Source organism: Bifidobacterium sp., from assembly GCF_050874245.1.
In the GTDB taxonomy this organism is placed as follows: domain Bacteria; phylum Actinomycetota; class Actinomycetes; order Actinomycetales; family Bifidobacteriaceae; genus Bifidobacterium.
Genome location: NZ_JBNMKH010000016.1, coordinates 1 through 19,209, shown reverse-complemented (window position 1 = coordinate 19,209; position 19,209 = coordinate 1). Strand labels below are relative to the sequence as shown.

Annotated in this window: 12 protein-coding genes; 8 read left to right on the top strand and 4 right to left on the bottom strand. The window is 61.4% G+C overall.

Translation table 11 applies throughout. The features are described 5' to 3' along the window. Positions 1-92 precede the first annotated feature (92 nt). The 3 genes from ACR0P8_RS03155 (at position 93) to ACR0P8_RS03145 (ending at position 3,670) form a co-directional block, all read left to right on the top strand. Positions 93-365, top strand: a complete 273-nt coding sequence (locus ACR0P8_RS03155) for an ACT domain-containing protein (protein ID WP_026647175.1) — start codon at positions 93-95, stop codon at positions 363-365. Between the two features lie 66 nt (positions 366-431). Then, entirely contained in the window at positions 432-1,796 is a 1,365-nt protein-coding gene (locus ACR0P8_RS03150) for a PFL family protein (protein WP_432623584.1), read from the top strand. Positions 1,797-2,341: 545 nt separating this feature from the next. Then, positions 2,342-3,670 carry an ATP-binding protein gene (locus ACR0P8_RS03145; protein ID WP_432623582.1) on the top strand — a complete coding sequence of 443 codons (1,329 nt, stop codon included), beginning with the start codon at positions 2,342-2,344 and terminating at the stop codon, positions 3,668-3,670. A gap of 444 nt (positions 3,671-4,114) precedes the next feature. On the opposite strand, the gene ACR0P8_RS03140 is transcribed toward ACR0P8_RS03145, so the two are convergent. After that, the gene (locus ACR0P8_RS03140; RefSeq protein ID WP_432623580.1) at positions 4,115-4,798 is read right to left on the bottom strand and encodes a tRNA (cytidine(34)-2'-O)-methyltransferase; all 684 of its coding nucleotides are present in this window, start codon (positions 4,796-4,798) and stop codon (positions 4,115-4,117) included. A gap of 38 nt (positions 4,799-4,836) precedes the next feature. Between ACR0P8_RS03140 and ACR0P8_RS03135 the strand changes: the two genes are divergently transcribed. The 5 genes from ACR0P8_RS03135 (at position 4,837) to ACR0P8_RS03115 (ending at position 15,146) form a co-directional block, all read left to right on the top strand. Beyond that, entirely contained in the window at positions 4,837-5,793 is a 957-nt protein-coding gene (locus ACR0P8_RS03135) for an A/G-specific adenine glycosylase (protein ID WP_432623611.1), read from the top strand. A 115-nt stretch (positions 5,794-5,908) separates the two neighbouring features. Next, the gene (locus tag ACR0P8_RS03130) at positions 5,909-6,556 is read left to right on the top strand and encodes a hypothetical protein (protein WP_432623578.1); all 648 of its coding nucleotides are present in this window, start codon (positions 5,909-5,911) and stop codon (positions 6,554-6,556) included. A gap of 162 nt (positions 6,557-6,718) precedes the next feature. Further along, positions 6,719-10,279, top strand: a complete 3,561-nt coding sequence (rpoB, locus tag ACR0P8_RS03125) for a DNA-directed RNA polymerase subunit beta (RefSeq protein ID WP_432623576.1) — start codon at positions 6,719-6,721, stop codon at positions 10,277-10,279. Between the two features lie 96 nt (positions 10,280-10,375). Then, positions 10,376-14,389, top strand: coding sequence for a DNA-directed RNA polymerase subunit beta' (locus tag ACR0P8_RS03120; protein WP_432623574.1), 4,014 nt, complete (start codon positions 10,376-10,378; stop codon positions 14,387-14,389). Between the two features lie 184 nt (positions 14,390-14,573). Continuing rightward, complete coding sequence (locus tag ACR0P8_RS03115) at positions 14,574-15,146, top strand: FHA domain-containing protein (RefSeq protein WP_432623572.1); 573 nt, start codon at positions 14,574-14,576, stop codon at positions 15,144-15,146. A gap of 120 nt (positions 15,147-15,266) precedes the next feature. On the opposite strand, the gene ACR0P8_RS03110 is transcribed toward ACR0P8_RS03115, so the two are convergent. The 3 genes from ACR0P8_RS03110 to ACR0P8_RS03100 are packed head-to-tail and all read right to left on the bottom strand — an operon-like array spanning position 15,267 to position 19,199. Beyond that, positions 15,267-15,884, bottom strand: coding sequence for a hypothetical protein (locus ACR0P8_RS03110; RefSeq protein WP_432623609.1), 618 nt, complete (start codon positions 15,882-15,884; stop codon positions 15,267-15,269). 58 nt (positions 15,885-15,942) lie between these two features. Next, positions 15,943-16,803: a PP2C family protein-serine/threonine phosphatase gene (locus ACR0P8_RS03105; RefSeq protein ID WP_432623570.1), complete on the bottom strand. Its 861-nt coding sequence runs from the start codon at positions 16,801-16,803 to the stop codon at positions 15,943-15,945. Then, positions 16,800-19,199 carry a DUF3488 and transglutaminase-like domain-containing protein gene (locus ACR0P8_RS03100; protein ID WP_432623607.1) on the bottom strand — a complete coding sequence of 800 codons (2,400 nt, stop codon included), beginning with the start codon at positions 19,197-19,199 and terminating at the stop codon, positions 16,800-16,802. Before ACR0P8_RS03100 ends, ACR0P8_RS03105 begins: the two co-directional genes overlap by 4 nt. Positions 19,200-19,209: the final 10 nt, after the last annotated feature.

Sequence of the window (19,209 nt, the reverse complement as noted above, 5' to 3'; positions counted from 1 at the left end):
TTTGGCACGTGCCTTTCCTATACTTGAGGACACGTCCGGCAATTCGCCGGGACGGTAACTGGATATTCGCACCTACACGATTAGGGAGTTCCATGAACAAGGCAATCATCACCGTCGTCGGCCAGGACACTGTCGGCATCATCGCACGCGTCTGCACCTACCTTTCCGCGCACAAGGTCAACGTACTCGACATCTCCCAGACCATCATCGACGGCTTCTTCAACATGATGATGATTGTGGACTATTCCAATACGGACAAGGAATTCGGCGAGGTCGTGGATGACCTTGACAAGCTCGGCGAGGAGATCGGCGTGCGCATCCGCTGCCAGCGCGAGGAGATCTTCACCAAGATGCACCGCGTCTGATCCGCGGCTCACGTGAGTCATCCAAGCAACCGAAGCCACGAATCGTACCAATCGTAAGGAAGAACCATGCTGAATATCATGGAGGTCCACGAGACCAACAAGATGATCGAGCAGGAGAAGCTCGACGTGCGCACCATCACCATGGGCATCAGCCTGCTGGACTGCGCCGCCGACAGCGTCGACGAGGTCTGCGAGAACATCTACAACAAGATCACCACGTATGCCAAGGACCTCGTGTCCACCGGCAAGGCCATCGAACGCGACTACGGCATCCCGATCGTCAACAAGCGCATCACCGTCACCCCGATCTCGCTGGTCGGCGCAAGCTCCTGCAAGAGCTCCGAGGATTTCGTCAAGATCGCGCACGCGCTTGACCGCGCGGCCAAGAAGGTCGGCGTCGACCTGATCGGCGGCTACTCCGCTCTCGTGTCCAAGTCCATGACCCCGGCCGAGGAAATGCTCATCCGCTCCCTGCCGCAGGCCCTGTCCGAAACCGACATCGTATGCTCCTCGGTGAACGTGGGCTCCACCAAGACCGGCATCGACATGAACTCCGTCGTACTGCTCGGCCACATCGTCAAGGACATCGCGCACGCCACCGCCGACAACGACTCCTACGGCTGCGTGAAGTTCGTGGCGTTCTGCAACGCCCCGGACGACAACCCGTTCATGGCCGGCGGCTTCCACGGCGTGACCGAAGGCGACGCGGTCATCAACGTCGGCGTCTCCGGCCCGGGCGTGGTCTCCCGCGCACTGGACGAGGCCAAGGGCAAGGACTTCGAGTTCCTGTGCGAAACCATCAAGCGCACCGCGTTCAAGATCACGCGCGTCGGCCAGCTCGTGGCCCAGGAAGCCTCCCGCCGTCTCGGCGTGCCGTTCGGCATTATCGACCTGTCGCTCGCTCCGACCCCGGCCGTGGGCGATTCCGTCGGCGAAGTGCTGGAGAAGATCGGCCTCGAACAGGTCGGCGCCCCCGGCACCACCGCGGCGCTCGCCATGCTCAACGACCAGGTGAAGAAGGGCGGCATCATGGCGTCCTCCTACGTGGGCGGCCTGTCCGGCGCGTTCATCCCGGTCTCCGAAGACAAGAACATGATCGACGCGGCCAACAACGGCTGCCTGAAGATCGAGAAGCTTGAGGCCATGACCTGCGTATGCTCCGTCGGCCTCGACATGATCGCCATCCCCGGCGACACCACCGCTGCCACCATCTCCGGCATCATCGCCGACGAGGCGGCCATCGGCATGGTCAATCAGAAGACCACCGCCGTGCGCGTGATTCCGGTGGAAGGCAAGGGCGTGGGCGAAATGGCCAACTTCGGTGGCTTGATGGGCTACGCGCCGATCATTCCGGTGAACCAGACCAGCTGCGAGGCCTTCGTGACCCGTGGAGGCCGCATTCCGGCACCGATCCACTCCTTCAAGAACTGATTGGCTGATTGCGCCGCGCGTATTCGCGTTCGTGCTTGCTTCGACCCCTCTGCGGAGGGGTCGTTGTGTTATTGCAGGCGATGAGATGGCTGCGGGCTCGGTGGGGGAGGAGCATGGATTCGTGCACAGGGTCTGCGATGCGGACGTACGGAGGACATGGAGCGTGCAAGTGCGGATTCTCAGGAAACACGCAGAAAAACATGGTGGTTTCTGAAGGTTCGGGAGGTTAGTTATGTCTTAGCTTCAAAAAGCCCCGAACCGCAAGGTTCCTGATAATTGAATCCCCTTCTTCTCTCTTCTCTCTCTAAGTCCGGAGGCCTCCACCTCCGGACTTTTCTTGTTTTCCTGCTTGCTGGTCTAATGATCGTACCACTGCTGATGTCATCGTGGAATTGCCTGTTCCGGCTCTCGAAAGTTTCCACTGCCATCCGACTGGTTTCACAAAAAGTGCAGAAATGCGGTAAAATGCACTTTTAAAAAGTGCAGGAATGCGACAAGATTCAGTTTTAAAAAGTGTGGAAATCGGGAACGAGGTGTGAGCCGCCATGTTCAAACGAAAGATGTACGATGTTCTGCTCGACTGGAAGTCGCGGTCCCAAGGCAGAACGGCCATGCTGGTCGAAGGTGCACGACGAGTGGGCAAGTCGACCGTTGTTGAGGAGTTCGCCAGACGTGAGTATCGCAGTTATATATTCGTCGATTTCGCCGAGGCTTCCCGCGACATCCGTGATTTGTTCGACGACGTATCCGACCTTGACTACCTGTTCCTGCAGCTCCAGTTGAGGTATTCAGCCAGGCTGTTCGATAGGGAATCGTTGATTGTGTTCGACGAGGTCCAGATGTGTCCGAAAGCGAGGCAGGCTATCAAGCGGCTCGTCAAAGACGGTAGGTACGACTACATCGAAACCGGGTCTCTCGTCTCGATACGCAGGAACACCAAGGACATCCTCATTCCCAGTGAGGAGGAGCGTGTGCAGATGCGTCCGATGGACTTCGAGGAGTTCCTGTGGGCGCGCGGCGACGATGCTACGGTTCCGCTCCTGCAGGGGGCTTTCTCCTCGCGCAAGCCCTTGGGGGAGAAACTCAACCGCAGGCTCATGCGAGATTTTCGACTTTACATGCTTGTGGGCGGCATGCCTCAGGCCGTGGACGCGCTGATACGGACCAACGACCTGCGCGCGGTCGACGACATCAAACGCATGATCATCGATCTGTACGAGGAGGACTTCCACAAAATCAGTCCATCAGGCGCGCTGTCTATGCTGTTCGATGCGATTCCCGCCCAGCTCGCCAAGAAATCCTCACGTTACCATGTGTCAAGCGTGCTCGCAGGCCGCCGGGCGGAGGACATTCTCGAAGAAATCGCGGAGCTCGCGGACTCCAAGACCGTGCTTGTCGCCCGCCATACCGATGATCCGAATGCCGGACTCTCCTCGAGCGTCGACTTGGGGAAGTTCAAACTGTACCTGGCGGACACCGGACTGTTCGTGACCCTCGCCTTCAGGGACGCAGACTTCACTGACAATATTGTGTACGAAAAGCTCCTGTCAGACAAACTGCCTGTGAACCTCGGTATGATTTACGAGAACGTCGTGGCTCAGGAGCTCACAGCCCATGGGCGCAAGCTGTTCTACCATACTTGGCCCAAGCCGGGTACGACCCGTAACTACGAGATCGATTTCATCGTGCCCGACGGCAAGAAGATCAACCCCATCGAAGTCAAGTCATCGGGATACAAGACGCACGCTTCGCTGGATGCGTTCTCCGAAAAGTACCACTTACGCGTCGGCAGGCAGTACCTCGTCTACACCAAGGACCTACGTCGTGATGGCGCCATCGACTGCATTCCGACCTACATGTGCGCATTCCTGTAGGAAGGATGGAATCGCCTCCTGTGGGTGCCATATCCATGAACAACGTTCAGATACCACAGAGAGGCGGACGCTTTCTTGGAAAAAGCATGCACCATACTATTGGCGTCTCGACAAAAGCGACGACAACCTTTTGAAATTCGCGGTGAAAAAACAATAATCGCGGTGAAAGTAACGAATGCTGTTACTTTCACCGCGATTATTGGGGGTGTTGGGAAGTCCTGCTAGGGCTTTCTCATCATGCGCTGGTTGTGATTAGGAGCAAGCCTTGCGGCTCGGCTGTGGTATTTCCTCGCTCGGCGGGGCTGTGCGGAAACCAACTGGGATTCCTCCTCACGCCCCGGTTGCAATTAAGGACCGGCCTTCGGCCGGGCTGTGTTGTTTCCTCGCTCGGCACTGTCGTGCCTCGCTCGGCGGAGCTATGCAGAAGCCCACTGGGCTTCTGCATCACGCTCCGCCGGCGAATCCCAGCTGACGCCAGGCTTCGTAGATGGCGATGGAGGCGCAGTTGGTGAGGTTCAGGCTGCGCAGGCTCGGACGCATCGGCAGACGCACCTGCTCGGCCACATGCGGACCGGCCATGATGTCCATCGGATCAGGAATGTTGCCCGGCTCCGGGCCGAACAGCAGAATGTCGGTCGGCCTGTATTCGATGTCCGTGTACAGTTTGGTGGCATGCGCGGTGAACGCGATGATGCGCGAATCGGGCATCGATTCCACCAGATCCTCGAAATTCGGGTGCAACACCACATGCGCCATGTCATGGTAGTCGAGCCCTGCACGGCGCAGCTTGGTGTCGCGCAGATTGAAGCCCAGCGGCTCCACCAGATGCAGAATCGTGCCGGTCACGGCGCACAGGCGGATCGCGGAACCCGTGTTGCCCGGAATGCGCGGGGAGTAGTAGCACAGGTGCGGGGTGGAGGTCTCCGCCTTGGCCGCGTCCTTCGCACTCAGCATGGCATCCACCACGGAAATCGGATTGCCATGCGCGTCGGTCACCAGCTCGTCCGGCCCGTAATTGGACTTGCGGTACCCGTATTCGAACATCTTCTCGACCTTGGCCTCCGCCGCGGCGGTTTCGGCGTTCGGCGTTGCGCCCTGCGCGGTATCGGTATGCTCTTCATTCGTCATAAATGCTAAGAATAGGAACGATGAACGACACGAACACCATGCATACGGCCCTACGCGGCAATGCCACGACAATCGCCATTGAAACCGATGCCGACGAAATCGAAACGGCGCTCGCGCAATGGTGGCACGACAACGCGCGCGACCTACCATGGCGATTCGGCCGCACCACACCGTGGGGCGTGCTCGTCTCCGAAGTGATGAGCCAGCAGACGCAGATGGGCCGCGTCGTGCCGTACTGGACGGCATGGATGGAACGATGGCCGGACGCGGCCGCGCTCGCCGAAGCTCCCAAATCCGACGTGATCACCGCGTGGGGCAGGCTTGGCTATCCGAGACGGGCGTTGCGATTACGGGAATGCGCCCACGTCGTCGCATGCGATTACGCCGACGAGCTGCCGCGTACCTATGACGAACTGCTGGCATTGCCCGGCATCGGCGATTACACGGCCAGCGCGGTGCTGTCGTTCGCTTTCGGCGAACGTATCGCGGTCATCGACACGAATATCCGTCGTGTGCTGTCCCGCGCGTTCGTCGGCGTCGAATCGCTCGGAGGAGCGGCAAGCCCAGCGGAACGCGCGCTGGCGAAACGGCTGCTGCCGGACGATGGTCCCGCGAAATGCCGCCGCTTCAATCGACCTTCCGTCGTATGGAACCAGTCCGTGATGGAACTCGGCGCGACCGTGTGCACCGCGAAAGCGCCATTGTGTGACGCCTGCCCGATCGCGGCGCAATGCGCGTTCCTACGCAACGGAAGACCGGGGCTGGGGGAGCGTCGCACGCGTCCCCGCCAACGGTTCCAAGGAACGGATCGTCAGGTGCGTGGTCTGGTGCTGAACGCGCTGCGCGGACTGCCGGACGGCGAGACGGCGCTCGATCGCGAAAACGTCGAAAAACTGTGGCAGGACCATGTGCAGCTCGACAAATGCATCGCGTCGCTTGACGAGGACGGGCTTATCGAAATCCTGCCCGGAGGAGGCGTGCGGCTGCCCGCCTGAGCCCACCTGCGCTTGTTCAAGCCTGCTTGGGCCCGTCCAGACCTGCCCGGACGCGAAGTGACGCGCGCAATGCATGCGGAAACCGCTTGGAACACGGCACGCTAGACTGGGAGCCATGGCTCAAAAGACCTCTCCACGAACCGGCAAAAAACGTACGAAAAAACAGCAGGCGGTGTATCGTCGCCGCCGTATCGTCGTAGGCGTTGCTCTGGTCGTGGTGCTGAGTTTCATCGTGTTCTGCCTGTATTCGCTTTCCCTGGGCATCGTGGCGGTCAATCGCGAAATCCATCACGCCGATGTGTACGCGATCTCCCGCAAGGAAGTGCCATCGCCGACCGCGCAGCAGAAGAAGAGCAACGTACCCGATTGCGACGCGTCCGACATCGCGTTGTCGGTCACGCCGTCCGCATCGAGTTTCGGTGTGGGGGATTCGATGGATTTCGCCGTCTCCGTGAAGTACGACGGCACGAGCAAAGCCGGTTGCCTGATTGACGTCTCCCAATCCGGCACGGTGTTGACGATCAAATCGGGCAAGGACGTGATCTGGAAGTCGAACGTGTGTCCGGTGGACCCGGATTACCGTTTGCTGGCCAAGGGCGACGAGGTCAAGCAGACGATCACATGGCCGGGCGTGCGCTCCGGCACGGAATGCGCGGACGCGGCCGACCTGCCGAAGGTGGACCGGGGCGTGTACTCCGCCCAACTGTCGGTCAAGGGGCATGCGAAAACCAAGTCGGAGCCGGTCGGCATCACCGTGGAGTGAAAATCTATAGGGTATGCTATTCTCTTGACTTTGCGTAGATGCGTGTCATATAGCGGGCACGCTGACAAGGAAGAAGCGCCCGCGTATTCGGCATATGGTGGCCAATGAGAGCGCTTCCGGGGAAACATATCGATACGATTAGCGAGCGATAAGGAACGTCCATTGGCTGAGGCTACGACGAACACCACCACCATCATCGCACGCGCCGACCAGCACGACATTGATCTGCACAAGGCGTCGGACCGTGTGAACTTCGGCTCCATCCGCGAGCCCATTGATGTACCCTACCTGTTGGGTGTACAGACCGATAGCTTTGATTGGCTCATCGGCAACGAACGCTGGAAGAAGCGCGTCGAGGAGGACGAGGCGAACGGCACCAACACCGTGCCGCACACCTCCGGACTTGACGAGGTCTTCCAGGAGATCTCCCCGATCGAGAATTTCGCTCAGACCATGAGCCTGACCTTCTCCGATCCGTACTTCGAGGAACCGCGCCACACCGTGCAGGAGTGCAAGGAGAAGGACTACACCTACTCCGCGCCGCTGTACGTGAACGCCGAATTCGAGAACGGCGACACCGGCGAAATCAAGTCCCAGACCGTGTTCATGGGCGATTTCCCGCTGCAGACCCCGCACGGCACCTTCATCATCGGCGGCACCGAGCGAGTGATCGTGTCCCAGCTCGTGCGCTCCCCGGGCGTGTACTTCGACCGCACTCAGGACCGTACCTCCGACAAGGAGGTCTTCGGCGCGAAGATCATCCCGAGCCGTGGCGCATGGCTCGAGTTCGAGATCGACAAGCGCGACGTCCTCGGCGTGCGCGTGGACCGCAAGCGCAAGCAGTCCGCCATCGTGTTCCTCATGGCCATCGGCATGACCAAGGATGAGATCGCCGACGCCTTCAAGGACTACCCGCTGGTCATGGACGCGCTCGCCAAGGAGACCGTGCAGACCCAGGACGAGGCCCTGACCGACCTGTACCGCAAGATCCGTCCTGCCGACACTCCGACTCCGGAAGCCGGCAAGAACCTGCTGGATTCCTTCTACTTCAACACCAAGCGTTACGATCTGGCCCGCGTCGGCCGCTACAAGATCAACCGCAAGCTTGGTCTGGAAAAGGACATCAACGACCGCAGCCTGTCCCGTGAGGACATCATCGCCACCATCAAGTACCTGGTCACCCTGCATGCGGGCGATACCAAGTTCCCGGGCAAGCGCGACGGCAAGGATGTCGACCTGCGCGTGGACGTCGATGATATCGACCACTTCGGCAATCGTCGTATCCGCCAGGTCGGCGAGCTGATCCAGAACCAGCTTCGTACCGGTCTGAGCCGTATGGAGCGCGTGGTTCGCGAGCGTATGACCACCCAGGATCCGGAGGCCATCACCCCGCAGTCCCTGATCAACATCCGTCCGGTGAACGCCACCATCAAGGAGTTCTTCGGCACCTCCCAGCTGTCCCAGTTCATGGATCAGAACAACCCGTTGGCCGGTGTGACCAACAAGCGTCGTCTGTCCGCTCTGGGCCCCGGCGGCCTGTCCCGTGACCGCGCCTCCATGGAAGTGCGCGACGTGCACCCGTCTCACTTCGGCCGTATGTGCCCGATCGAATCCCCTGAAGGCCCGAACATCGGTCTGATCGGCTCCCTGGCAACCTTCGGCCGCATCAACCCGTTCGGCTTCATCGAGACCCCGTACCGCAAGGTCGTCAACGGCCACGTCACCGACGAGGTCGAGTACATGACCGCTGACCGCGATGCCGAGCACGTCATCGCCCAGGCCAACCAGGAGCTCGACGAGAACGGCAACTTCGTCAAGAAGCAGGCCCTCGCCCGAGTCGGCGAAGAGGAAGCGGTCGATGTGCCGGTCAGCTCCGTCGATTACATGGACGTCTCCCCGCGCCAGATGGTGTCCGTCGGCGCATCCCTGATTCCGTTCCTGGAGCACGATGAGGGCCACCGAGCGCTGATGGGTACCAACATGCAGCGTCAGGCCGTGCCGCTGATCGAATCCGAGCGTCCGCTCGTGGGCACCGGCGCCGAATGGCGCGCCGCCGTCGATTCCGGCGACGTCATCCTGGCCGAGAAGCCGGGCGTGGTGACCTACGTGTCCGCCGACATCATCCGCACCATGAACGACGACGGCACCACCAGCTCCTACAAGCTGGCCAAGTTCCAGCGTTCCAACCAGACCACCTGCTACAACCAGGTCCCGCTCATCCACGACGGCGAACGCGTGGAAGCCGGCACCGTGCTTGCCGATGGTCCGGCCACCCAGAAGGGCGAAATGGCACTGGGCAAGAACCTGCTCATCGCCTTCATGCCTTGGAACGGCTACAACTATGAGGACGCCGTGATTATCTCCCAGCGTCTCGTGCAGGACGACACTCTGAGCTCCATCCACATCGAGGAGTACGAGATCGACGCCCGCGAGACCAAGCTGGGCGCCGAGGAAATCACCCGCGACCTGCCGAACGTCGGCGAGGACGCGGTGGCCAACCTCGACGAGCGCGGCATCATCCGCATCGGCGCCGAGGTCGAGGCCGGTGACATCCTGGTCGGCAAGGTCACCCCGAAGGGCGAGACCGAGCTGACTCCGGAAGAGCGCCTGCTGCGCGCCATCTTCGGTGAGAAGAGCCGCGAGGTGCGTGACACCTCGCTGCGCGTGCCCCACGGTGAGACCGGTACCGTCATCGCGGTCAAGGAAATCACCCGTGAGGATGCCGAGGAGGACGGCGACGAGCTGCCGAACGGCGTCAACCAGATGATCCGTGTCTACATCGCCCAGCATCGTAAGATCACCCAGGGCGACAAGCTCTCCGGCCGCCACGGCAACAAGGGCGTCATCTCCCGCATCCTGCCGGAAGAGGACATGCCGTTCCTCGCCGATGGCACCCCGGTCGACATCATGCTCAACCCGTTGGGCGTGCCTTCTCGAATGAACCTCGGCCAGGTGCTGGAACTGCACCTCGGCTGGATCGCGCACGCCGGTTGGGACATCTCCCTCGACCCGGATGCTGAAGCCGCATGGAAGAAGTACGTGCCGAAGGGTGCCGAAAAGGGCGCTCCGGGCACCCCGGTGGCAACCCCGGTGTTCGATGGTGTCCGTCCGGAAACCATCAAGGGCCTGCTCAGCTGCACCCTTCCGGACCGCGACGGCAACAAGCTTGTCGGCCCCGACGGCAAGGCGACCCTGTTCGACGGCCGTACCGGCGAACCGTTCCCGAAGCCGATCTCCGTGGGCTACATGTACATGCTGAAGCTGCACCACCTGGTCGACGACAAGATCCACGCCCGCTCCACCGGCCCGTACTCCATGATCACCCAGCAGCCGCTGGGCGGCAAGGCCCAGTTCGGTGGCCAGCGCTTCGGCGAGATGGAAGTGTGGGCCCTCGAGGCCTACGGTGCCGCCTATACGCTGCACGAGATGATGACCACCAAGTCCGATGACGTCGACGGCCGTGTGCGCGTCTACGGCGCCATCGTGAAGGGCGACAACCTGCCGCCGGCAGGCATCCCGGAGTCCTTCAAGGTGCTGCTCAAGGAAATGCAGTCCCTGTCCCTGAACGTCGAAGTGCTCAACGCCGAAGGCGTGGCCATCGACATGAAGGACGAGGACGACGATCCGTCCAACGCCTCCGACGACCTCGGCTTCAACATTGGCGCGCGTCCCGACGCACAGGCCAAGGAGGAGCAGGCCGCAGAGGAGCCCGAATTCCAGTGATCGAACGGGACGGCCGCGACGCATGACAAGCGTCGCGTCGCGGCCGTCCCCCGACAAACGTGATAAGCATTAAGAATCGATAGACAGGACAATAGAGTGCTGGACGTCAACGAATTTGACAAACTGAGGATCGGACTGGCCACCGCCGACGACATCCGTAACTGGAGCTATGGCGAGGTCAAGAAGCCGGAGACCATCAACTACCGTACCCTGAAGCCGGAGAAAGATGGCCTGTTCGGCGAGCAGATCTTCGGACCTACCCGCGATTGGGAATGCGCCTGCGGCAAGTACAAGCGCGTGCGTTTCAAGGGCATCGTCTGCGAACGCTGCGGTGTGGAAGTCACCAAGAGCCGTGTGCGTCGTGAGCGCATGGGCCACATCGAGCTCGCCGCTCCGGTGACCCACATCTGGTTCTTCAAGGGTGTGCCTTCCCGTCTGGGCTACCTGCTGGACATCGCTCCGAAGGATCTGGAGAAGGTCATCTACTTCGCGGCCTACATGGTCACCAAGGTGGACGAGGAACAGCGTCACCAGGACCTGCCGGATCTGCAGCAGGAGTTCGACAACGAAATCGCCAACCTCGAGAAGCGCCGCAATGCCGAAATCGAGGATCGCGCCAAGAAGGTCGAAGCCGATCTGGCCGAGCTCGAGGCCGAAGGAGAGGCCAAGGGTTCCGCCCGCGCCAAGCTGCGCAACAGCGCCGAGCGCGAGATGGCCGCCATCCGTACCCGTTACGACGAGCAGATCCAGCGTCTGAGCGCCGTGTTCGACCGCTTCAAGAACCTGAAGCCGGGCGACATGGAAGGCGACGTCGACCTGTGGCGTGAGATGGAGGATCGCTACGGCGATTACTTCGAAGGCTGCATGGGCGCCGAAGCCATCAAGAAGCGTCTGCAGGACTTCGACCTCGAGGCCGCGGCCAAGCAGCTGCGCGAGGAGATCGACACCGGCACCGGCCAGCGCAAGGCCCGCGCCCTGAAGCGTCTGAAGGTCGTCAACGCGTTCCTGACCACCGGCAACAAGCCGGAGGCCATGGTGCTCGACGTGATTCCGGTCATCCCGCCGGACCTGCGCCCGATGGTGCAGCTCGACGGTGGCCGTTTCGCCACCTCCGATCTCAACGACCTCTACCGTCGTGTGATCAACCGTAACAACCGTCTGAAGCGACTCATCGAGCTGGGCGCCCCGGAGATCATGCTCAACAACGAGAAGCGCATGCTCCAGGAAGCCGTCGACTCCCTGTTCGACAACGGTCGTCGTGGTCGTCCGGTCACCGGCGCATCCAACCGTCCGCTGAAGTCCCTGAGCGACATGCTCAAGGGCAAGCAGGGTCGTTTCCGTCAGAACCTGCTTGGTAAGCGAGTGGATTACTCCGGCCGTTCCGTGATCGTGGTCGGTCCGTCCCTGCGCATGCACCAGTGCGGTCTGCCGAAGCCGATGGCGCTCGAGCTGTTTAAGCCGTTCGTCATCAAGCGTCTCGTGGACCAGGGCTTCGCACAGAACATGAAGAGCGCCAAGCGCCTCGTGGACCGTGCCGATTCCGAAGTGTGGGGCGTGCTTGAAGAGGTCATCTCCGAGCATCCGGTGCTTCTGAACCGTGCGCCTACGCTGCACCGTCTGGGCATCCAGGCCTTCGAGCCGATTCTGGTGGAAGGCAAGGCCATCCACCTGCCGCCGCTTGCCTGCGCCGCATTCAACGCCGACTTCGATGGCGATCAGATGGCAGTCCACCTGCCGCTGTCCGCCGAAGCCCAGGCCGAAGCCCGTTCCCTGATGATGGCTTCCGACAACATCCTGAAGCCGGCTGACGGCCACACCGTGACCATGCCGTCCCAGGACATGATCCTCGGTCTGTACTACCTGACCACCGTCATCGACGGAGCCAAGGGACAGGGCCGCGTGTTCTCCTCGCTGGAAGAGGCCGAAATGGCTCTCGACAAGCATGAGATCGACATGCAGGCCAAGGTGCTCATCCGTCTGCCGAAGGACTTCGTCCTGCCGAAGGATTGGGAGCCGGGCGAGGTCAAGGTCGTCGATCCGGAACCGGGCAGCCCGGACGTGGTCAAGGAGGAGCGTTTCCATGACGGCTCCATCCTGTTCGCCACCTCCTACGGTCGCATCCTGTTCAACGGCACGCTGCCGGTCGACTACCCGTTCGTCAACGAGCAGGCGCCGAAGAAGCGTCTGAGCAAGATCGTTGACGACATCGCGACCCGTTACTCCACCGCGCAGGTGGCAGCCACGCTGGACGCGCTGAAGGATCTGGGCTTCACCCGCGCACCGTGGTCCGGTGTGTCCTTCGCGTTCTCCGACGTTATTCAGCCGCCGGAACTCGACGATTACATCGAGAAGTACGAAGGCGAAGCCGACAAGGTCAACGAGAACTACGAAATCGGTATGCTTACCGAAGAGGAACGCCGCCAGGAGCTGGTGGACCTCTGGACCAAGTGCACCAGCGAGGTCTCCGAGGCCGTCGAGAAGCACTTCGACTCCAAGAACAACCTGGCCATCATCGTGCAGTCCGGTGCACGAGGAAACATGATGCAGATCAACCAGATCGCAGGCATGCGAGGCCTGGTGGCAAACCCGAAGGGCGAGATCATTCCTCGACCGGTCAAGTCCAACTACCGTAAGGGCCTGTCCGTGCTGGAATACTTCATCTCCCAGCACGGCGCCCGTAAGGGTCTGGCCGATACCGCACTGCGTACCGCAGAGTCTGGTTACCTGACCCGTCGTCTGGTGGACGTCTCCCAGGACGTGATCGTGCGTGAGGAGGACTGCGGCACCAAGCGTGGTCTGGTCATGAAGGTCGGCGAACGCGATGCCGACGGCAACCTGCATCTGGTCAAGGCCGCCGACGGTGGTCCGTACTCCCGTCTGCTCGCCTCCGATGTCATCGATCCGGCCGACGGTGAGACCGTGCTGTACAAGGCCGGCGACGCCCTGTCCATGGACGTGCTCAACGACCTTGTCGCCCACGGCGTGGAAGAGGTCAAGGCCCGTTCCGTGCTGACCTGCGAATCCAAGCGTGGCGTGTGCGCCAAGTGCTACGGCTGGTCCCTGGCCACCAACAAGCTGGTGGACGTCGGCGAGGCCGTCGGTATCGTGGCCGCGCAGTCCATCGGTGAGCCTGGTACCCAGCTGACGCTGCGTTCCTTCCACTCCGGTGGCGTTGCCTCGGCTTCCGATATCACCCAGGGTCTTCCTCGTGTCACCGAGCTTTTCGAAGCCCGTACCCCGAAGGGCGAGGCCCAGATCACCGAATTCCCGGGCGTGGTCAAGGTGGAGGACACCGAGCGTGGCCGCCAGGTGACCCTGAAGCCGGACGACAGCTCCATCGAGCCGATCGTCTACACGGTGACCCGTCGTGCTCCGATGCTCGTCAAGGATGGCGAGCACGTCGAAGCCGGCACCCAGCTGACCGAAGGCTCCGTCGATCCGAAGAAGATCCTGCGTATCCTCGGCCCGCGCGCCGCACAGGTGAACATCGTGGAAGGCGTGCACACCGTGTACCGCTCCCAGGGCGTGGACATCCACGACAAGCACATCGAGGTCATCGTGCACCAGATGCTGCGTCGTATCACCGTGATCGACTCCGGTGACACCGCCCTGCTTCCGGGCGAGCTCGTGGATCAGGCACGCTTCAAGGCCGCCAACATGGAGGCCGTGAAGAACGGCGGCAAGCCCGCCGCCGGCCGTCCGGAGCTGCTGGGCATCACCAAGGCCTCCCTGGCCACCGATTCCTGGCTGTCCGCCGCATCCTTCCAGGAGACCACCCGCGTGCTCACCGAAGCCGCCCTGAACCAGAAGGTCGATGACCTGAAGGGCCTCAAGGAGAACGTCATCATCGGTAAGCTCATCCCGGCAGGTACCGGCCTCGCCCGTTACCGCAACGCCACGGTGGAGCCCGACAAGGCCATCCGCGACACCATCTACCCGAACTTCGGTCTGGGTGGGGAAGGCGCCGACACCTCCTTCGGCGATGCCGATCTGTCCGATGTGGACTTCTCCAACATCGACTTCGGCGATCTGAAGCTCGGCGACGACTTCAATCCGGATGACTTCCTGAACGACAACGGCGGTCAGATGGATTTGGGTGACACCCTGTGACGCTGATCGTGCGATAGTCGAAAGACGAATCGTCCTACATGGCGAGGGGCGGAATCGACCGTTACTGGTCGGCTCCGCCCCTCGCCATATTTGTTGCGGAAACATGCGGAGCCGCAAGCTCCCTAGCTGTATTGCAGGGTGGATATAACGCCGTGAAAATCACGCAAATCCCTACAATAGGGATATGAGCTTTCTGCCTTATCCACCACCACCCGAACCGGGGTGGTATGACGATGACGTCACGGTGATGCCTCAGCCCGCATCCGTGCCATCCTCCGATGCGGAAGATTCCACCGCCATAGTGCGGCCTCAGTCCGCCGTGCTGGAAATGCCGGCGTTGCAGGACGCGTTTGTGGCGCGAAATGACGATGAGGATATGGATTGGGACGGCACGGTACTGTCCGCCGCATTCACCATGAAGCAGCCCAAGCATGAGTATGTGCTGGATAACGAGCAGACCGGACAGCGGGTGGTCGTGGACAGGAGTGTGCTGTTGGGACGCAAGCCTTCCATGGACGTGCCGGAAGGTGCTAAGGCGGTCAAATTGGACGATCCGACGCGGACCATTTCCCGCAATCACGCGGCGATCAGCTTTGATCGGAACGGCACGCTGTGGATCGAGGACTACGGGTCGCTCAACGGCACGTACATCATCCGCGACGATGTTGAAACCAAGGTGGAGAGTCAGCCGATGGAATTGGATGCGCCGTGCACGGTGCGCATCGGAGACCAGTTCTTCATATTCTCCGAACGGTAGGCGCGCCCGCGTGCGATGGGGAAGAGGGGTTGCTGCGGAAAAACCCGCGGCAACCCCGCATTCGTATCCGTTGGTTCGGATTCAGTGATTGGTGTCCGACGGAACGGGAACGGCGGAACACTACTGGCGCAGACGGATGGCCGCGTTGATGGCCGAATCGTTCAGCTGTCCAAGCCAGGTGAGCAGTTCCGGATAGATGTTCGGATTGCTGGCGAGGCACGGGCGCAGTTCCGGCACTTCGCTGGCGATGCGCGCCATCAGCATCTGGTCCGTGGTGGTCATGGCAAGCTCCGCGGTGATTTCGGCCGGTTCGGCCGGAGCTTCCTGTGGCATGGCGCGCTGCTGCTCGTTCTGTTGCAGGGAGGATGAATAGTCGGCCACTTCCGACAGGTTCTCGGGATTCGTATACGGGTCGATGTATTCGGTCGAAACATCATTGGCCGAGAGATCAGCATTCCGCATGTGCGGCTGCTGTTCGACGGGCTGCCAATCGACGGAAGCGTTTTCTTCCCGCGGCCGGACGCCTTCCTGCGGGACCGGCCACCCCATCGCCGCAAGCTGTTGACGGGCGCGATCGTCGCCGAATTCGGCGATCCAACGTTTCAAACCCGGGTATGCGCGCGGATTGGCGACGACGTTCGCGCCGAATTCCGGATTCTCGTAAGCGATCTTGGCCAGAAGCACGGGATCCGCGTTCGGATCCTGCACAGCCGCCACCGCGGTGTCGAAATCGACCATCATATTCTCCTTGTTCCGTGGCCTGATATCCAATCTTATTGAACGATTCCTATTGACTCTATTGAATAGTCCGCAACGTCTGCAGCGTTCCATCCAACACGTCGTAGAGGTCCTCATCATCGCCGATCTTGCTGACGGTCCAATCGCTTCCGGAAGGGGAGTCGGCATGGATATCCACCACGATGACGGTGATGTTGTCATAGCCGCCGGCGTCCAATGCGGCACGTACCAACATATTCGCAGCCATCTGCGGATCGGCGTATGCGGCCGCGATGCCGGCAAGCCGTTCGCGGCTGATCTGCGCATGCAATCCGTCTGAGCAGATGATGAACCGGCCGTCGGCGCACGCCGCATACCAATCCGGTTGGATGCCCGCGGGAACACCGACGCACTGCGTGATGATGTTGCGCGGAATGAGGCGGCTCGCCTCGTCGGGCGTCATCTCACCCGAATCGATGACGCTTTGCCGTTCCGAATGATCGCGCGTGATGCAGGTCAGCGAATCCGCCATCCAGTCGCCGCTTGCGTCGGCACGCATATGATAGGTGCGCGAATCTCCCACGTTGATGATGTAGCAACGTTCGTCGGGGGAGCCGGCTCCGTCCTCGACGCGTGTCGGTAGCAGCACACCGCTGATGGTGGTGCCGGCTATGCCTCCGAGCTCCTCACCCAGCCGCAGCACGTCCTGTTGGGCGAGAAGCAACGTGTTGTCGAGCATGTCGAGATCACGTGTCGGCTGGTCGGCAAGCCGCGCGAATCGTTCGATGACGGCGGAGCTTGCACGTTTGCCGCCCTTGCCGCCACCCATGCCGTCGCATACCACATACACGCCGCGTCCGATGAAAGCGCTGTCCTGATTGTCTTTCCTGCGTAATCCGATATCGCCGCTCAGACCGGCTTCAATGCGTTCGAGACTCATAGCCTTCGTCCTTTCTTCCCAATCCGACGGAAGTGGAACACGCCCGCGAGGGAAAGTCTCGTGCGGCATCTGCGGAGCATCGGCAGCGAATCGAGCATGAATTCGCGCTCTTCGATGACGTCGTGCCAATACCGTTCCACCTGGTTTTGCGAGACCTCGTCCCCGGAGAACGCTGCGTAATCGGCCTGCCTGCCCAAAGCGAGCAGTGTTTCGGCATCGATGCCCATCTGCTTGGAGATGGATGCCGCCTGCTCGTTCCGTGTGCCATGGACGTCAAGACCGCTTTGCCGGGCGAGGGCCGCGATGGCCTGCCATCCCGCGGCGACGCGTTGCGACGCGCTGCCGTGTCTACGCGCCCTCGCCAAGACGATCGCCTTGATGCCGAGCAGCAGTCCGCATACGATGAGCACGGTCCAGGCGGGACTGCCGTAGACGGCGACCTTTTTGGCGATTCTGCCGAAACGCTGCCAGAACAGGTTCGTCGACGTCTCGTCGGCCATGCTTCCGCCGATTGACGATTTGCCTTTGGCCTGGTTGTCGTCTCGCAGCGGATCGGTGAGCGGCACCGGAGGCTGACGCACCAGGGTTCGCGGATTCGGCGGGGTCAGATTCTGATTCTCGTCGGGTATCTTCGTTTCCTTCGGAGTCGGATAGAACGCCACCCAGCCATAGCCGTCCAACTTGACCTCGACCCATGCCGTCATGTCGTTGCCGGTGAATTTCGTGACGGTGGACCTGCCTTGCTTCTCGGTGCGGTCGCTGCTGATATCGCCCTCATCGTTCTTCGGCAGGAAGCCGAGCACCACGCGGCTTGGCAGGCCGAGGCTGCGGGCCATGAGCGCCATCGCGGAAGCATACTGCTCGCTGTCCCCGACCATGGCGTTGCCGGCGAGCAGCTGGTTGATGCGGTAATTGCCGTGGCCGGCGTTGGACGGGTAATCGCCGGCCAATCCGTGCGAGAACCAGCCGGTCTCCTTGAGCTTGTCGGCGAGGGCCTGTGCCGTTTCTCCACCCTTGGATTGGCCGCCCGCGATCGCGGCGGCGAGCTTGTCCACGCAGTCGGGCACGTCATCGGCCTTGGGTTGGCTGATGGAGGAGGCATCCGCTTTGGCGATTTCCTTGTCCGTTGGCACGTTCGGCATGATGCCGGTCTCCGTGTAGGTCAGGCCTTCGGATGTGCGTGAAGGATAGATCGCCGACATGGTGTCGGTGTTGTAATAGAACGAATCCGCGTCCGATGATTCGGCGAATTTCACGCTGGAAGCCGCGCCGGACAACGGCAGCCAATAATCGTTCAAGCCATCGTCGATGGTGAATCGAGCGGTGAACCGCTTGCCTTTGACGGTGTTCTTGATCGAATCGCCGACACGACGGTAATTGGAGGAATCCGTGGCCATGGTGGATTCGGACAGATTCCACACATTGCCGTCGAACCGGTCCATGACCGCCAGGCGCACCGACGAGCCGGCCGGCAGATTCCGTACGGTCAGCAGCACGTCGTCCTTGTGGTTCTTGATGTACGAGCGCATGCCGCTCAACGGGCTGATGTAATCGTATGGGCTCAACGGGGGCTCATAGCGGTCGCGCAGGATGGTGCGGTCCTGTCCGATCGCCAGGCATCCGCCGATCGCCAGCGCGGCCGACAGCAGCATGATGATGACGGAGCTGGTCCAGCGGCCCAATTCCAGCAATTTCCAACGCGCGCTGATCCAGACAACCAACGCGATCGCAGTGAACGTGCCGACCACGATGCGATGGAAGCCGGTCGAGGAACCCAGCAATGCGCAGATCACAAGATTCGCGACGACGGGAATGATGGCGATCATGGTGAATCGTCCATCCTCCGCCACCGCGAAAATACCGGTGAGCAGCGCGGCCCACAGGCAGATCGTCCATACTGCCAGCAGCGAGCCATCACCCGTGCCGGTCGGCGGATCGATGGACAACAGATATTTGAACGAGCCGAGCATCTGCATCCAGCCTCGGGTCAGCGTGCGCAACGTCGGAACGACATGGGCGACGGTGGTGTCGTTCAGGAAGATGACGGGGCCGACCACCAGCTGGGCCAAGGCCATGAACAGCATCTGCCACCACAGGCGCAACGTGGGAACGAGTCCGGCGAGCGCGATGAGCGAGCCGATGAGGGTGGCGGGAACCGCCGCGACCGCCCATGCCTGGGCCGATCCGTACACGTCGATGAGGTTGCTGGCCGTGGCGAGCGTGAGGAGTGAGGATACGAGCAGTCCTGCGTATTGCGCCGCGCGGGGGTGGTTGGAATTCGTCGGTGTCTGTGATTTGCCGTTGCGGGACATCCAGATGACCGAATGCGTGGAATCGGCCCACGATCCGGTGGTGGTTCCGGTTTCGGTGAGGTTCGTGGCGTATGCGGATTCCATCGGATTGACG

What these genes read in the sequence shown, in the direction of transcription:
- ACR0P8_RS03115 (WP_432623572.1), top strand. Translation starts at nt 14,574, where the DNA reads ATGAGCTTTCTGCCTTATCCACCACCACCCGAACCGGGGTGGTATGAC.
- ACR0P8_RS03110 (WP_432623609.1), bottom strand. Translation starts at nt 15,884, where the DNA reads ATGGTCGATTTCGACACCGCGGTGGCGGCTGTGCAGGATCCGAACGCG.
- ACR0P8_RS03130 (WP_432623578.1), top strand. Translation starts at nt 5,909, where the DNA reads ATGGCTCAAAAGACCTCTCCACGAACCGGCAAAAAACGTACGAAAAAA.
- ACR0P8_RS03150 (WP_432623584.1), top strand. Translation starts at nt 432, where the DNA reads ATGCTGAATATCATGGAGGTCCACGAGACCAACAAGATGATCGAGCAG.
- ACR0P8_RS03135 (WP_432623611.1), top strand. Translation starts at nt 4,837, where the DNA reads ATGCATACGGCCCTACGCGGCAATGCCACGACAATCGCCATTGAAACC.
- ACR0P8_RS03100 (WP_432623607.1), bottom strand. Translation starts at nt 19,199, where the DNA reads ATGGAATCCGCATACGCCACGAACCTCACCGAAACCGGAACCACCACC.
- ACR0P8_RS03105 (WP_432623570.1), bottom strand. Translation starts at nt 16,803, where the DNA reads ATGAGTCTCGAACGCATTGAAGCCGGTCTGAGCGGCGATATCGGATTA.
- ACR0P8_RS03155 (WP_026647175.1), top strand. Translation starts at nt 93, where the DNA reads ATGAACAAGGCAATCATCACCGTCGTCGGCCAGGACACTGTCGGCATC.
- ACR0P8_RS03145 (WP_432623582.1), top strand. Translation starts at nt 2,342, where the DNA reads ATGTTCAAACGAAAGATGTACGATGTTCTGCTCGACTGGAAGTCGCGG.
- ACR0P8_RS03140 (WP_432623580.1), bottom strand. Translation starts at nt 4,798, where the DNA reads ATGACGAATGAAGAGCATACCGATACCGCGCAGGGCGCAACGCCGAAC.